This window comes from Phycicoccus sp. Root563 (assembly GCF_001427915.1).
Taxonomy (GTDB): domain Bacteria; phylum Actinomycetota; class Actinomycetes; order Actinomycetales; family Dermatophilaceae; genus Pedococcus.
This window is the reverse complement of the sequence record NZ_LMGM01000001.1, coordinates 2,971,381-2,987,132: the sequence shown is the minus strand read 5'-3', so window position 1 is coordinate 2,987,132 and position 15,752 is coordinate 2,971,381. Positions and strand designations below refer to the sequence as shown.

The following is a 15,752-nucleotide window of genomic DNA, read 5'->3' as shown; positions in this document are numbered from 1 at the left end:
CCCTCGCGGCTCGACCACCGTGGCGGGCACCATGGAGCCTGTGCCCACCCCCAGTCCCGAGCGTCCCCCCGAGCCGGGCCCCCAGCCCACCAGCGGGTATGCCGCCGGGCCCGCTCCCGAGGACAAGGCGGCGGTCCGAGGGCGGCTGCGCCGGCTGAGGCGCGAGCAGGTGCCGGGCCGCGACCGGGCCGCCGACGGCGAGGCCATCGCCCTGGCCGCCCTCAGGGCGGCCCGTGAGGCCGGCGTGGGACGCGGTAACTGGGTCGCCGCCTACGAGTCGATGCCGACCGAACCCCCCACCGAGGCGCTGGTCGCGGCCTTGGTGGCCAGGGGGGTCCGCGTGCTGCTGCCCCTCACCCTCGCGGACTGGGACCTCGACTGGCGCGAGGCGGGCAGCGGGACGGCGCTCGGGCTCGATGCGGTCGGCCGGGCGAAGGTGGTCTTCGTCCCTGCGCACGGCGTCGACGTCCACGGCACCCGGATCGGCCAGGGCAAGGGCTGCTACGACCGGGCGCTCCCGCGCACCGCGGCCACCCTCGTCGCCGTGGTCCACCCGTGGGAGCTGCTCGAGGACGACCTGCCCCGCGAGCCGCACGACCGGGCCGTCGACGCAGTGGTCACCGCGGAGGGAGGGCTCCGACGACTCCCGGCGCCGTCAGGGGACGCGTCCCCCGGCCCGGCCGGCTCCCGCTAGCTCGTCGTCCCGGGCACGAGCACGAGCTCGTCGCCGCCCGCGGCGTCGACGGCCTTGCGGCTGAACGGCCAGTCGTAGAGCTCGTTCTTGGCCCACGCCTCGGACTGGTCGTTGTAGTGGTCGGAGAACGCGTGGCCGCTGTTGCCGGTCTGGTTGACCCAGCGTGACCGGTCGAGGTCCGAGAAGTCGAGCACCATGCGCATCGAGGGGGCCCAGTCGACCTTGAACGCCTTGGAGCGGCTGGCGTCGTCGAGGCCCTGGCTGGCGTCCCAGCCGTTGGCGTTGACGATCGCGGAGCCACCGGGCAGCTCGATCGGGCCGCGGTTGAACAGGGCCCGCACCACGCCGGGGACGTCGTCGCCGCCGAGCACCTGGTGCTGCAGCGTCAGGGTGTGCAGCTCCCCCCACTGCCAGTCGGACGGGTCCTTGCCGAGCTCACGCGTCAGGTCGAGGCGGGCGTCGACGAGGGCCTTGCGCAGGATCTCGGACTGGCCCTCGGCCACCCCGGCGGTCCGCTTGTCGTCCCACCAGGCCGAGCGCGGCTTGGTCAGCAGCTGGGTCATCGCCTGCATCCACTGGTCGCCGCCGTCGGCCCGCAGGTCCTTGGGCAGCTCGTCGTCGAACGTCAGGTCGAGCAGGCTCGACCAGACCGCGTTGTAGTAGGCCGCGGCCGCGCCGGCGTCGCTCGCGCCCACCGGCATCGTGTAGTCCCACTTGCGCAAGAGGTCCTGGGCCTGCTTGGTGAAGTCGTCACCGCTCAGGTCCACCTTGAGCAGCGCCTTGACCAGCGTCGGGGCGAACTGGCTGCGCACGTCACCCTGGATCTGCGACATCGTGGCCGGGGTGACCTTGGTGTTCTTCTCCAGCAGGCTGCGGATGCGCTGGCTGCGGAAGCCGTAGTCCCACTCGGTGGTGAGGAACGGCGAGCCGCTCTCGGTGACGGCCTGGTTGGCCGCCACGATGAACCCCTCAGGAGGGTTGTAGGACCAGGGCATCTCGTCGAACGGGACCTTGCCCTTCCAGTCCCACGAGGAGACCCAGCCCGGGCGGATCCAGAAGCCGGGGGCGCCCTCCATGTACCGGCTGCGGATCGGTATGGAGCCGGGAGCCTGGTAGCCGATGTTGCCGGCCGTGTCGGCGTACAGGAGGTTCTGCGCCGGGACGGCGAAGTCCTTGGCTGCCGCGCGGAACTCCTGGAAGTTCTGGGCGGTGTTGAGGCCGAAGATCGCATCGGCGGTCTGGTTGACCTCGATGCCGGTCCACTGCAGCGCGACCTCGTAGTCGCCGGGGCTCGTGCGGGAGTTGACCAGGGGGCTGTCCCCGGCCTCGGCGACCTTGTCGAGGGCGTCGGACAGCAGCGGGCCGTGCGCGGTGCTGCGGACCGTGATGGTCTGCTCCCCGCCGCCACCGATCTTGATCGTCTCGGTGCGCATGGTCAGCGGCTCCTGCTTGCCGTCGCGCAGGTAGGTGTTGCCGCGCACCTGCTCGAGGAAGAAGTCGCTGACGTCGGGCCCGAGGTTGGTGAAGCCCCAGCCGATCGACTGGTTGTGCCCGATGACGACGCCGGGCAGGCCGGCGAACGAGTAGCCGGCCACGTCGAACGGGCAGCTGCTGCTGACCGAGCGGCAGTGCAGGCCGACCTGGTACCAGATGCCGGGGATGCTGACGCCGAGGTGCGGGTCGTTGGCGAGCAGCGGCTTGCCGGTGCTGGTGCGCGACCCGCCGACCACCCACGAGTTGGAGCCGATCCCGTCGCCCCGCCCGACGGTGACCGGGACGGCCCGCAGTGCCCTGGACACCGCGGCATACGCCTGCTCGGCGGCCGGGCTGCGCTCGGCGGTGAGCTCGGGGTCGGTCGCCTTCGCGTCCTTGACCGCCTCGGCCACCTTGGCCGCCTTGCCCGTGGTGGCGGGGGCGGCGAAGGGCAGGGCGGAGTTGGCCGAACCGTTGGTGGCGTTCGACGTCGTCGGCGTCCAGTCCTGGGCGGAGAGGATCGGCTTGTTGGTGTCGTAGGGGTACGGCGGGTAGAGCTCGTTGATCTGGGCCAGGGACATCGTCCCCGCGAGGCGAGCCCGCATCAGCTCGTCGCTGTAGTCGCCGCGCAGGTCCCAGGCCATCGCCTTGAGCCAGGCGAGCGAGTCCGCCGGGGTCCAGTCCTCGACCCGGTAGTCAGGGACCTTCTGGCCCAGGACGACGTACTCGAGCGACATCTTCGAGGGGGTGCCCTGCTGGTGGATGTAGGCGTTGACCCCGTCGGAGTACGCCTGCAGGTAGCGGCGGGTCTCGGGCTTGAGCGTCGGCAGCTCGGCCTCGGCGACGCGCCGCCAGCCCAGCGTCCGGATCACCCGGTCGGTCTCGAGGCCGCCCTCACCGACCAGCTCGGAGAGCCGCCCGGAGGTGATGTGCCGGCGCAGGTCCATCTCGAAGAACCGGTCCTGGGCCTGCACGAACCCCTGCGCGCGGAACAGGTCGTCGGAGCTGTCGGCGTAGATCTGCGGGATGCCCTTGTCGTTGCGGACCACGTCGACCTTGCCCTGCAGACCGGGGACCTTCATCTCCCCCTCGGTGACGGGGAACGGACGCCTCACCCACGTGACCGCGAGAACCGCGACTATTCCGAGGACGACGACCAGGAGGGCCGCCACGGCGATGGCAATGCGGCGGGCAAGAATGGCGCGGGACACCCTGCGAGACTATCCGCACCACTGACAGGGAAAGGACGTGACGGGCCGTGCACGCAGGACTCCCCGCCCTTGCCCTCGAAGCGGGTTCGTCGGCCTTCACGCTGCACGACCTGACGCCCGCACTGCTCGTCGGATCGCTCGTCCTGCTGGTCTCCGTGGCCGCCGTCCGGCTGTCCGTGAGGTCCGGCCTGCCGTCGCTGCTCATCTACCTCGGCATCGGTCTCGCCATCGGCGAGGCTGGCTTCGGACGGATCCAGTTCGACTCCAACGAGCTCACCCAGGTGCTCGGCTACGCGGCCCTCATCCTCATCCTGTCCGAGGGCGGGTTGAGCACGCGGTGGGAGGGCATCCGCAGGTCCGTGGGCCCCGCGGCCGTGCTCTCGACCCTGGGCGTGGTGGTCTCGGTCGCCGTCGTGGCGGTCGCCGCGCGGTTCGTGCTGCACCTGGACTGGAACACCGCCCTGCTCGTCGGCGCCATCCTGTCCTCGACGGACGCCGCGGCCGTGTTCTCCGTGCTGCGCCGGGTGCCGCTCCCGCGCCGGATCACAGGGATGCTCGAGGCCGAGTCCGGCTTCAACGACGCCCCGGTCGTCATCCTCGTCACGGCGCTCGCCGCCCGCAGCGCCGACCCGGCCGACGCCGAGGGCTGGTTCACCCTGCTGTTCAAGGCGGTGGTCGAGCTCGGGGTCGGTGCCGCGATCGGGCTCGCCGTCGGGTGGGTCGGTGGACAGTTCATGCGCCGGGCCGCGTCGGGTTCGTCCGGCCTGTTCAGCATCGGGGTGGTCGCCCTCACCGTCCTCGCGTATGCCGCCGCGGCCACCGTGCACGCGAGCGGCTTCATCGCCTGCTACCTGGCCGCCCTCGTGCTGGGCAACCTGCGGCTCCCGCACGGCCCGGCTGTGCTCGGCCTCTCCACGGCGCTGGGTTGGCTCGCCCAGATCGGCCTGTTCGTGCTCCTCGGCCTGCTCGCCTCCCCCAGCAAGATGGGCTCGCAGGTCCTGCCGGCCATCGTCATCGGCCTCGTCCTGCTGCTGGTCGCCCGCCCCCTGTCCGTGATCGCCTCGGCCTCCTGGTTCCGGATCGGGTGGCGGGACCAGGTGTTCCTCTCCTGGGCCGGGCTGCGGGGCGCCGTCCCCGTCGTGCTCGCGACCGTCCCCCTCACGGTGGGGGCCAAGAACGTCGAGTGGATCTTCGAGCTGGTGTTCGTCCTCGTGGTCGTCTTCACCATCGTCCAGGCGCCGACCCTCCCGTGGGTCGCCCAACGCCTCGGCATCGTGGAGGACTACGCGACGCTCGACCTCGCTGTCGAGGCGACGCCCCTGGAGGAGCTGGGGGCGGAGATGCTGCAGGTCACCGTGGGCCCGGCGTCCAAGCTGCACGGCGTCGAGATCTTCGAGCTGCGCCTGCCCGAGGGCGCCAACGTCACGCTGGTCGTGCGCGGTGACAAGGGGTTCGTGCCCGAGGTCAACACCGTGGTCCGGCGGGGCGACCAGCTGCTCATCGTCGCGACCGCCGAGTCCCGCACCAGGGCCGAGAAGAGGGTCCGGGAGGTCAGCCAGAACGGCCGCCTCGCCGGGTGGGCCACCAGCGGTGGACGCCAGCTGCGCGGCCGGGGCGACGGGACCGCCGTGGTCCCGGCGGGGCAGGCCCTGTCGCCGGGAGACAGCGGTCGGGCCCTGGTCAGGCGCCTGGGCGAGCGCCTCGGCGGGAAGAAGTAGGGTCCGCTCGGCCTTATAGTTGGCAGTCGACCCACCACAGTGCCAGCCCTCACCGGACCGCTGGCCGCCACATCTTGGAGGAACCCGTGCCGACGTACTCCTACGCCTGCACCGAGTGCGACCACCGCTTCGACGCGGTGCAGTCGTTCAGTGACGACTCGCTCACCGTCTGCCCCGTGTGCGAGGGCCGCCTGCGCAAGGTCTTCAGCGCGGTGGGCGTCGTGTTCAAGGGCGGCGGGTTCTACCGCACCGACTCGCGCAGCGGCTCGTCCGCGTCGATGCCCGCGGGCAAGAGCGACTCGGGCTCGAACGGCTCCAGCGACTCGGGTTCGTCCAGCTCGTCCGGTTCCGACTCGGGGTCCTCGTCTGGGTCGTCCTCGTCTGGGTCGTCCTCGTCGGGGTCGTCCTCTGGCAGTGCAGCCAAGGCCGGGGCCTCCTCGCCCTCGTCCTCGTCGAAGGCGGCGGACGGCTCGGCTGCCTGAGCACTCCCTACGTCTCCTCGACGCCCGCTCCTGTCCACAGGGGCGGGCGTCGTCGTCTCACGTCCACAGCAGCTCACCCGGATGTCGGCCCCGACCCCGCTGCGTAGGCTGGACGACATGACCCCAGAGCACCTGCGCGCAGACCTCGGCCTCATCGGCGGCTCCGGGTTCTACGAGTTCTTCGACCAGGCCGAGCGGGTCAGCGTGAGCACACCGTTCGGCGACCCGAGCGACGACCTCGTCATCGGTGAGGTGGACGGTCGGCGGGTGGCCTTCATCGCGCGGCACGGTCAGGGACACCGCTTCCCGCCCCACCGCGTCAACTACCGGGCGAACCTCTGGGCCCTGCGATCGGTCGGCGTCCGCCAGGTCCTGGCACCGTGCGCGGTCGGTTCGCTGAAGCCCGAGCTCGGGCCGGGGACCGTCGTCGTCCCCGACCAGGTCGTCGACCGCACCTGGGGCCGCGCCCACACCGTCTACGACGCGGAGGGACCGGTCGTGCACGTCGGGTTCGCCGACCCCTACTGTCCGCGTGGGCGTGAGGTCGCGATCGCCGCCACCCGCGGGGCGGGCAAGGAGGTCGCCGACTCAGGCACCCTCGTGGTCATCAACGGTCCGCGCTTCTCCTCCAAGGCCGAGTCCGCCTGGCACCAGCAGGCCGGGTGGACCGTGGTCGGCATGACCGGGATGCCCGAGGCATCGGTCGCCCGCGAGCTGGCCATGTGCTTCACCACCATCGCGCTCGTCACGGACCACGACGCCGGGGTCGACGGCGGAGAGGCCGTCACCCACGAGGAGGTGCTGGCGGTGTTCGGCCGCAACGTCGACGGCCTCAAGGCCGTCCTGCGTTCGGCACTCGCGGCCATGCCTGCCGCTGAGGACGACGAGGCCGCCACCTGCTCGTGCCGCCGCGCGCTCGACGGGATCACCCTCCCCTTCGCGCTCCCCGGCTGAGGATCGTCACGTGGAGACGGCCCGGGCACGGCAGCTGGTCGACTGGCTGCGCGGTCCCGGACGTCGCCGTGAGTGGCGACGCCGGGTCGCGCGTCGTGGACTGGCGGCTGCATGCGCCGCGGCCGCGGTGCTCGGTGTCGTCGCCCTCGCGCAGTCACCGCGTGGCGGGGCACTCTTACCGGTCGTCGTCGCGGCCCGACCGCTGGCGGTCGGCGAGGTGGCGACCCCCGACGCCCTGCGCGTGCTGCTCTTTCCGGCCGACCTCGTCCCGGACGGTGCGGCGTCCGAGGTGTCGCAGGTCATCGGCCGGCCCCTGACGGCGACGCTCAACCGCGGCGAGCCGGTCACCACCGACCGGGCCAGGCCGTCGAGCGTCCTGGCCGGGCAGCCGATCGACCTGCTCGCCTTCCACGTGATGATCGCCGACGCCCGGTCGGTGTCGATGGTGCGCCCCGGCGACCGCATCGACCTCGTCGGTCCGGGCGGCGTGGTGGCCCACAGCGCGCCGGTCCTGGCCGTCGACGCGGTGTTCACCACCGACTTCGGGGCGGTGCTCAACGGGCCGGGTTCCTCCAGCGGCAACAACCTGGAGGGTTCGGGGCTCACCGTGGCGGTCGACCAGCCGACCATCCTCGACCTGTCCGCCGCCCAACAGGACGTGCTGGGTCGCCCGCAGCTCGCGGTGGTCCTCCGGTCGCGCTGAGCCCCACGACCCGGTGAGGGACGCAGCTCCGTCCGCGACACGGACATTTTCCGCAGATGGTCATGCGCAGACGCGCGCGGTTCGGATCGCTAGCGTGGAAGCCACTGCTCCACTCATCAAGGGAAAGGGTGCGGATCCCATGAAGGGTTTCAAAGACTTCGTCATGCGGGGCAACCTCGTCGAGCTTGCCGTCGCGTTCATCATCGGCGCGGCATTCGCGGCCGTGGTCACCTCGTTCACCAAGATCATCATCGAGCTCGTGGGCAAGGTGGGCGGCGCCAAGAACTTCGATGACTTCAAGCCCGGCGGCTTGGTCTCGGTCGGACCGTTCCTGACTGCTCTGTTCGCCTTCCTGCTCATGGCATTCGTCGTCTACTTCTTCGTCGTCAAGCCGTACGAGGCAGCGAAGGCCCGGTTCGCCCAGGCGCCGGAGGTCGACGACGCCCCGGACGAGAGCGTCATCCTGCTCCGCGAGATCCGCGACTCGCTCAACCGCGCCGTCTGAGCCCACCGGGCCAGGCGCGCGCCCGACGCGCCCCCTTCACACGCAAAACGCTGGTTGCACGGCATACTGCGGGTTGTTTCCCCGAGGGTTGCCCCGCAACCAGCGTTTTGTCGTGTCGCCCGCTCGTGGCGAGCGCGGGTCAGTCGCGACCCCAGTGCGGGGGGCGCTGCTCGAACAGCCAGCGGTCGTGCGCCGAGAGGTTCGGCTGCTCACCCCAGCCGGCGTCGGTGTCGTCCTTGGTCTGGTCCGGCGCCTTCGGCTGGCTCTCGGCCTGGGTGGACTCGGCGGCCTCGGCCGGCTCGGGCTCGGGGAGCTGCTCCCCCGACTGGGTATTCGTGGGCTTCGCCGTGGCGCGGCGGCCACGGACCCGGCGCTTGCGGGCGCCGGTGTCGGGCTTGGGCGCGAAGTCGTCCGACGACCCGAGGCCCTCGAACGTCAGCTGGGCATCGCCGGTCGAGGCCTCCGCCACCGCGTCGCCAACGACCTCGTCCAACTCCGCGGGTGCCTCCGCCTCGACCGGAGCCGGGTCGACGGGAGCAGAGTCGGCGAGGGCCGTGTCGACGGGGGTCGCTGCGCCCGTCGCCGCCTCGGGCTCGACCGGCTCGGCGGCCGGGATCACGACAGGGTTCGCGACAGCGACCACAGGTGCGGCGGCCTTGGCCGCACGCTCGGCTGCCGTCCGGCGGGAGGCTGCCCGCTGGACCGCCGCGTGGACGCGCGACACGTCTCGGGCCGGGTCACGGAAGAGGTCCGTCGTCCACACGCGGACGTGCTCCCAACCCAGGCGGCCGAGCTGCTCGCCGCGCAGGCGGTCACGGTCGCGACTGCTGTGCATGGCGGCGTAGGCCGGGCCGTCGGTCTCCACGGCGACCAGCACCAGGCCGGGGCGGTCGGGGTCCTCGACCGCGAGGTCGACCGGGTGACCGGCGCCGCCGAACGCCTCGTGCACCACCAGCCCCGACTCGCGCAGACGACGGGCGAACTCCGCCCGCACCAGCCCGCCCAGCGGAGCCGCGGCAGCCGCAGCCGTGAGGTCCGGGACCGGCTCGACGACCTCGTCCGTCGACGACGCGTCCGTCCCTGCGGCCTCCGTGACAGCCACCGGGGCGGCGACCGTGGACGCCGCGGACGAGGTGGCCGGACCCGGGAGGGTTCCGTCGGCGGCATACGAGAGGAAGTCGCGGAGCATGACCGCGCCACGCGCCTTGAGGCGGGTCGGGTCGAGGTCCGACGCGAGCAGCGACGAGACGACGGTCATGCGGCGGCGGGCACGGGTGATGGCGACGTTGAGGCGGCGTTCGCCGCCCTCGAGGTTCAGCGGTCCGAACCGGTGCAGCACCCGACCGTGCGGGGTCTTGCCGTACCCCACGGACAGGATGATGGCGTCACGCTCGTCACCCTGGACGCGCTCGAGGTTCTTGACGAAGAAGCGTTCGCGACGGTCCTCGTCGAAGAAGTCGCCGACACCGTCGGCCTCGAGCAGGGCCTTGCGCAGCGCGTCGTCGAGGCGGGTGGCGTGCTTGATGCCGAGCGCGATGACGCCGAGCGACTCCTGCGGTCGGGTGCGGGCGTGCTCGAGGACCAGGGCCACGACCCGGTCGACCTCGGCCTCCGTCGACTCGATGGCCTCCTCGCCGGGCGCGACGACGCCGGAACCCTCGACCGACTCGAGGCGCACCACGGCGTCGGTGCCCGTGCCGGGGAAGGTCACGAGCGAGCCGTCGTACATCTCACGGTTGGCGAACGCGACGAGGCGCTCGTCGAGCGAGCGGTAGTGCCACGACAGGCGACGCGTCGGCAGGGCGGCGGTCAGCACGTCGAGCACCGACTCGAACCCCTCGGTCAGCGTCTCCGAGTCCGGCGCGAGGTCCTCGTCGACCGCGGAGGTGAAGAAGTTCGTCGGCGGGAGCTGGCGCTCGTCGCCGGCGACGACGACCTGGTGGGCGCGGGAGATCGCGGAGACCGCCTGCGCAGGTGGGATCTGCGAGGCCTCGTCGAAGATGACCACGTCGAACCAGCGTCCCGGCGGCAGGATCGAGGCGACGACCAGCGGGCTCATCGCCCACGCGGGCTTGGCCGCGGTCAAGGTCTCCCCTGCCTTGGGCAGCAGCTCGCGCAGCGGCCGGTGGCGCCGCGACTTACCAGCCTCTGCCCGCACCAGCGCCTCCTGCTCGGGGTGGTCGGCGAGGACCTCGCGCAGCTTGCGGGCGGCTCCGGCGCGGACGCGGTCGGCGCTCGCGGCCAGGTGGGCGTGGTCGGCGTTGACGTACTCCGCCGCCACCCGCAGGAGCTGGGCCCCGTCATGGGCGCCGTACCGGGAGTCGCGCACAATGAGGTCCTCGGACAGCGAGGTCCACCACACGAAGTCCAGCTCGGCCGACACGTCGTCGGGCTCGACGCCGCGGCGGGCGAGGTCGTCGACCAGGGGCCCCATGCCCGCGGCGCGCAGGGCGTCGAGGGCGCCGAGGACGCGCGGGACGACGGTGAGCCGCTCGGGGCGGGAGGCCAGGTCGGCCATCCGCTGCTGCAGCTCGGTCAGCGGGGCACCCATGAGGTCACCGCCGGCGGCGGTGGGGGCGAGCCGCTCGCCGAGCCAGCGCAGGTCCTGCGCGAGGGAGTCGTATGCCGCCTGCGCCCGGTCGAGCTCGAGCGGGATCTCGGGGCGGCCACCGGCGCCGGCCATGGCCTGCCACGACGTGCGCTGCTGCTGCGCGTCCACCAGGGCCGCGTGCAGGTCGCTGGGCGGCGGGCCGGGGCGCAGCAACGAGCGGGCCTGACGCCTCAGGCGCCACCGGGACCACGCGCCGAGCTCGACGTCGTGCTCGGCGCGGTAGGACTTCGAGCCGGTCGCCGCCACGAGATCGCCCAGGGGGATGTCGAACACCTCGGGCCGGAACACCTCGAGGGTGTCGCGGACCTTCGACACCGAGTCGAGGACGACGCCCCAGTCGCCGACGCGTTCGGCGCGCGGCAGGCTGACCTCGGCGAACACCTCGGTCATGGTCTGCTCGACGTCCTGGAGCTGACCCTCGGCGAGGCGGCTGGTGATCTCGCGGGCGCGGACCGCCTCCTCGGAGGTCGGGATGCGGGCGCCGAACCACGGGTCGGACCCCTCCTCGGTCGACCAGGCGCCCAGCGATGCCGCCTCGGTGAGCTGGCGGCCGAGCTCCTGGACCCGGCGGCGGTCGAGGTCGGCGAGCTGCTGGCCGCGGACCCGGACGCGCGAGGTCGGCGAGTGCCGGGCAGCGCCGAGGGTGGCGATGGCCTCCTGCGCCTGGTGGGCCGAGACGCCCCAGGGCCGACGCACCTCGTGCAGGGCCCTGGAGTGCTCGACGAGGGTGGCGCGGCGGTCGACGAGGTCGCGTTCGATCTCGGCGGTGTCGGGCTCGGTGGTGCTGGTGCCGCGTTCGAGCGCCTTGCCGAACTCCTGCGCCAGCCGTCGCTTGTTGCTGGCGCCGTCGTAGGCGTCGAGCACGAGGTCGGACAGGCCCACGTTGTCCAGACGCCCCAGCACGGCGTCGATGGCGGCCCGCTTCTCGGCGACGAACAGCACCCGCTTGCCCTCCCCCGCCAGGCTGGCGATGAGGTTGGCGATGGTCTGTGACTTGCCCGTGCCGGGTGGGCCCTTGATGACGAGGTGCGCACCCGAACGGACCGCGTCGATGGCGGCCTGCTGCGTCGAGTCGGCGTCGAGGATGAGCAGCTCGTGCGACGGGTCCGCGTCCGCGGGGAACTCCGGCACCTGGGTGCGCACCGCGCGCAGCGCCCCCGGGTCACCCGCCAGGGCGGCGACGACATCGTGGTCGGCGAGGGAGCTCCCTTGCGCTGCAAGGTCGGCCACCATCGGGAGCTTGGCGTACGAGAAGGTGCCGACGACCAGCCGCGGGGTGATCGCGAAGTCGGGGACCGCGGCGCAGAGCTGCTTGAGCCGCTCGTACACGGGGTACGCGTCGAAGCTGCCGCTCGCGGTCGCAAGGTCCTCGAGGGCGTCGGTGTCGAGGTCGAGACCCTGCTCGGACCGCAGGTAGTGCTCGAGCACCGGGTTGAACTCCACGTCGCTGCCGAGGTCGAGGTCGAAGTCCTCGCGCGCGGCACCGGTCGGCTTGAGGACGCAGGAGCGCAGCAGGACCGGGGCCGCCGGGGGGCGCGAGGCCCCGCGGACGGTCCACGTCGCCATACCGATCGCGATGAAGCCCGCGGCGATGCCCCGCTCCTCGGAGAGCTCGAGGGTCTTGGACCGTATGGTGCGCGCGCGCCGCCGCGCCTCGTCCAGGGCCGCGGGCTCGCGGACCAGGTCGGACAGGCGGGTGGGCCGACCGGCGAGGAGCATGGCGAGGCCGCCCGGGTGGGCGGTGGTGAGGTCGAGGGTGCCAGTTGGGAGGTCGCGGTACCAGAGCAGGGTGTTGCGCCCGCCGAGGTCGACCAGGTGGCGCTGCCAGGTCTTCACGGCCGCGGCGACGCGTTCACCACGGGGGTCGGGGTCGGCAGCCGGGGCGGTGGGGGTCTCGTCGGTCGGCTGGTTCACCTGTGCAGGCTAACGAACCCTGCTGTCGGTCGGTTCGACGCCGGGCGGCGTGTGGGCGGCCGTCTCGACCGGGCACCCCCGCGGTCCTCGGAGGAAGGCAGCAGTGAGCCCGATGACGACGGCGACGACGGCCGCGCCGAGGCCGAGCGCGCCGTACCCGAGCTGGCCGACGACCACCCCGGCGAGCGCTCCTCCCCCACCAGCGGCGAGCCCCATCGCGAGGTCGGAGGCGCCCTGGGCCCCGGCCCGCTCGGCCACCGGCACCGCCCCCGCGATGAGGGTCGAGCCGCTGACGAGGGTGCACGACCAGCCCACGCCGAGCAGGAAGAGGCCGACCGCCAGGCCCGGCGACCAGCCGGTGGGTGCCTGGGCCGCGAGCAGGCAGGCCGCCAGCAGGACGACCGAGCCGACCCCCACGACGGGCCGGGCACCGAACCGGTCGACCGCCGTGCCGACGACCGGCGAGAGCGCGTACATGCCGAGGATGTGGATGCTGATGACCAGGCCGATGAGCCGCAGCGTCGAGCCGCCGTGGTGCATGTGCAGCGGGGTCATCACCATGACGCTGACCATCACCACGTGACCGAGCGCCACCGCCACCAGCCCCAGCAGGGCCGTCGGGCTGGCCAGCACGACGCGGGCACCGCGGACGACCGACCCGTGGGCACGCTCCACGGGATCGTGGGGTGCCGCGTCGTGCGCGCGACGCCGGGCGAGCAGGAGCGGGTCGGGGCGCAGCCGCACGGTGAGGCGCAGCGCCGCGAGCGCGAACCCGACGAGGGAGAAGACGAACGCACCGGTCAGTGCGGGCAGGTGCAGGACGTCGGCGACGCCGCCCGCGAGGCCGACGAGGTTCGGCCCGAGCACCGCGCCCACGGTCGTGGCCCAGACGACGATGCTGAGGTCACGCCCGCGGTGGGCATCGTCCGCGAGGTCGGCCGCGGCATACCGGGCCTGGCTGTTGGCGGTGGTCGCCCCACCGAACAGCACGCTCGCCACGAGCAGGAGCGGGAAGCTGCGCACCACGCCGGCCACGATGAGCAGGACGGCACCGACGATGCCGAAGACGTACCCCATGACCAGCCCGGGTCGACGCCCGCTCCGCGCCATGAGGCGGGCCATCGGCACGGCGATGAGGGCACCCCCGAGGACCTGGAAGGTGCCTCCCAGCCCGGCGAGCTCGGCCGAGCCGCTCACGTCCTCGGCCAGCAGCGAGCCCACGGCCACCCCGCTGGCGACCCCGACCCCGCCGAGCATCTGCGACCCGACGAGGGTGCGGACGGTGCGGTGCTGGACCGCGACGCCGGACGTCGGGGCAGGTCGCGGGGCTGGTGGCACCAGCGCAGGTTAGCCGGTGGGCCACCCCTTGACGTCGTCCATCCGCCCCCACATGCTTCGAGGTGACACGATTCACCAACCCACCGGAAGAGCGCCGACGATGTCCTCGACCCCCACCCCCAGACACCTCCCTCCCCCCTCGGGGACGACGGCCCACCACGGCACCGGAGCCCGCCGCTGGGTCGCCGTGGCTGCGACCGTGACGATGCTCGGAGCCCTGTCCGCGACCGCGGGGCCGTCCGCCGTCGCCGCGCCGGGCACGGCCAAGCCGCCGGCCGGCCCCGCCGACACCGCCCTGCCGCCGTCGGTGACCGTGTTCGACCCGACGATGCCCGTGGCCACGATCCAGGCGGCGCTCGACAAGGCCGCGGCGACCCAGGTCGACAACGAGATGGGCAGCGAGCGCTACGCCTTCCTGTTCAAGCCGGGCACCTACGGCACCGACGCCCAGCCGCTGCAGGTCAAGGTCGGCTACTACACCGAGATCGCCGGCCTGGGTGCCTCACCGACCGATGTGCGGATCAACGGCAAGATCGAGGTCTACAACCGCTGCCTCGGTGACGGTGGCACCAGCAACTGCATCGCCCTCAACAACTTCTGGCGCACCCTGTCCAACCTCTCGATCCGCGTCAACGCGGCCGGGCAGGACGGGTGCCGCGCCTCCGCCGACTTCTGGGCGGTGTCCCAGGCAGTGTCGATGCGCCGTCTCGACGTGAGCGGGGCGAACCTGTCGTTGATGGACTACTGCACCGCCGGACCGCAGTACGCCAGCGGAGGGTTCATCGCCGACTCGCGCCTCCCCCAGGTCATCAACGGTTCGCAGCAGCAGTGGCTGACCCGCAACAGCGAGATCGCCGGCTGGAGCAACGCCGTGTGGAACGCGACCTTCTCGGGGGTCGTGGGCGCACCGACCGAGGCGGGCTTCCCGGACCCGGCGTACACGACGCTGGACCGCACGCCGGTGAGCCGCGAGAAGCCCTTCCTGTTCGTGGACGACCAGGGCCGGTATGCCGTGCGCGTCCCGTCCGCCCAGCGCGACAGCCGCGGCATCTCGTGGGGCTCCGGCACCACCCCCGGCCGCACCATCGCCCTGCGCGACTTCTTCATCGCCCGCCCCGGGACCTCCGAGCGGGAGATCAACTCCCAGCTCGCCCGCGGCAAGCACCTGCTCCTCACCCCGGGCGTGTATGACGTGGACCGCACCATCGAGGTCAAGCGCGCCGACACCGTGGTGCTCGGCCTCGGTCACGCGACCCTCACGTCCGCCCGCGGCGCCGTGCCGGTCGAGGTGAAGGACGTCCCGGGCGTGGTCATCGCGGGGGTCACGGTCGACGCCGGTCCGGTCCAGTCCCCTGCGCTGATGCGGATCGGGTCGGAGCGCCACGACCACGGCGACCACGGCGACCGCCCGAAGGCCGGCCGCCCCGCCGCGTCGAACCCGACCACGCTGTCCGACGTGTACTTCCGCGTCGGCGGTCCCCACGTCGGTCGGACCAAGGTCGCGCTCGAGATCAACAGTGACGACGTGCTCGTCGACCACACCTGGGTGTGGCGCGCCGACCACGGCACGGAGGGCTTCACCCGGGGGGTCAACGGCGACACCGACCGCTGGCGCACCAACACCGCGGCCAACGGCGTCGTCGTCAACGGTGACGATGTGACGACGACCGGCTTCTTCGTGGAGCACTTCCAGGAGCACAACGTCGTCTGGAACGGCGAGCGCGGCACGACGGTGTTCTTCCAGAACGAGCTGCCGTACGACCCGCCGACCCAGGCGGACTGGATGAACGGCCGCACCCCCGGCTGGTCGGCGTACAAGGTCTCCGACCGGGTGAAGCAGCACCGCCTCTTCGCCGGTGGCGCCTACGTCTTCAACCAGAACAACCCGTCCATCCACACGGAGAACGGGTTCGAGGTCCCGAGGACGCCCGGCGTGACGCTGCACCACGTCCTCACGGTCAACCTCGGCGCCGGCACCCTCGACCACGTGGTCAACGGGGTCGGGGCCGCCGTCGACACCACGCGGGTCGGGACGCCCGAGTACGTCGTGGACTACCCGGCGAAGTAGCCACTGCAGCAACGGGTTCGGGTGGGTCGGGTCGCTGTGGCGGCCCGGCCCACTGCCGTCAGCGGTCGGTGGTAGGTCCGT

At 72.5% G+C, this 15,752-nt stretch carries 10 protein-coding genes; 7 read left to right on the top strand and 3 right to left on the bottom strand.

Annotated elements, in window-relative coordinates; all coding sequences use genetic code 11:
* The first annotated feature begins 40 nt into the window (after positions 1-40).
* Positions 41-694, top strand: coding sequence for a 5-formyltetrahydrofolate cyclo-ligase (locus tag ASD62_RS14220; protein ID WP_200956892.1), 654 nt, complete (start codon positions 41-43; stop codon positions 692-694).
* Here ASD62_RS14220 and ASD62_RS14215 read toward each other — a convergent pair.
* On the bottom strand, positions 691-3,378 hold the full coding sequence (locus ASD62_RS14215; RefSeq protein WP_056916514.1) for a penicillin acylase family protein: 2,688 nt from the start codon (positions 3,376-3,378) through the stop codon (positions 691-693). The genes ASD62_RS14220 and ASD62_RS14215 overlap by 4 nt on opposite strands.
* A 47-nt stretch (positions 3,379-3,425) precedes the next feature.
* On the opposite strand from ASD62_RS14215, the gene ASD62_RS14210 reads away from it, so the two are divergent.
* From ASD62_RS14210 to mscL, 5 genes are all read left to right on the top strand, one after another.
* Positions 3,426-5,096 (top strand): potassium/proton antiporter, encoded by a 1,671-nt coding sequence (locus ASD62_RS14210; RefSeq protein WP_082580831.1) that lies wholly within the window; start codon positions 3,426-3,428, stop codon positions 5,094-5,096.
* An 86-nt stretch (positions 5,097-5,182) separates the two neighbouring features.
* Positions 5,183-5,578 carry an FmdB family zinc ribbon protein gene (locus ASD62_RS14205; RefSeq protein WP_056916513.1) on the top strand — a complete coding sequence of 132 codons (396 nt, stop codon included), beginning with the start codon at positions 5,183-5,185 and terminating at the stop codon, positions 5,576-5,578.
* Between the two features lie 117 nt (positions 5,579-5,695).
* Positions 5,696-6,532 (top strand): S-methyl-5'-thioadenosine phosphorylase, encoded by an 837-nt coding sequence (locus ASD62_RS14200; RefSeq protein ID WP_056916512.1) that lies wholly within the window; start codon positions 5,696-5,698, stop codon positions 6,530-6,532.
* A gap of 10 nt (positions 6,533-6,542) precedes the next feature.
* Positions 6,543-7,235 (top strand): SAF domain-containing protein, encoded by a 693-nt coding sequence (locus ASD62_RS14195; RefSeq protein ID WP_056916511.1) that lies wholly within the window; start codon positions 6,543-6,545, stop codon positions 7,233-7,235.
* Between the two features lie 139 nt (positions 7,236-7,374).
* The gene (gene mscL, locus ASD62_RS14190; RefSeq protein ID WP_056916510.1) at positions 7,375-7,740 is read left to right on the top strand and encodes a large conductance mechanosensitive channel protein MscL; all 366 of its coding nucleotides are present in this window, start codon (positions 7,375-7,377) and stop codon (positions 7,738-7,740) included.
* A gap of 139 nt (positions 7,741-7,879) precedes the next feature.
* On the opposite strand, the gene ASD62_RS14185 is transcribed toward mscL, so the two are convergent.
* Both ASD62_RS14185 and ASD62_RS14180 read right to left on the bottom strand, forming a co-directional pair.
* Positions 7,880-12,265: an AAA domain-containing protein gene (locus tag ASD62_RS14185; protein WP_056916509.1), complete on the bottom strand. Its 4,386-nt coding sequence runs from the start codon at positions 12,263-12,265 to the stop codon at positions 7,880-7,882.
* Between the two features lie 9 nt (positions 12,266-12,274).
* On the bottom strand, positions 12,275-13,603 hold the full coding sequence (locus ASD62_RS14180) for an MFS transporter (protein ID WP_235530711.1): 1,329 nt from the start codon (positions 13,601-13,603) through the stop codon (positions 12,275-12,277).
* A 100-nt stretch (positions 13,604-13,703) separates the two neighbouring features.
* On the opposite strand from ASD62_RS14180, the gene ASD62_RS14175 reads away from it, so the two are divergent.
* The gene (locus tag ASD62_RS14175) at positions 13,704-15,671 is read left to right on the top strand and encodes a hypothetical protein (RefSeq protein WP_056916508.1); all 1,968 of its coding nucleotides are present in this window, start codon (positions 13,704-13,706) and stop codon (positions 15,669-15,671) included.
* The last annotated feature ends 81 nt before the right edge of the window (positions 15,672-15,752 follow it).

Bases quoted from the DNA above. Each gene is read 5' to 3' on its own strand.
- ASD62_RS14200 (WP_056916512.1), top strand. From the start codon at position 5,696: ATGACCCCAGAGCACCTGCGCGCAGACCTCGGCCTCATCGGCGGCTCC.
- mscL (WP_056916510.1), top strand. From the start codon at position 7,375: ATGAAGGGTTTCAAAGACTTCGTCATGCGGGGCAACCTCGTCGAGCTT.
- ASD62_RS14175 (WP_056916508.1), top strand. From the start codon at position 13,704: ATGTCCTCGACCCCCACCCCCAGACACCTCCCTCCCCCCTCGGGGACG.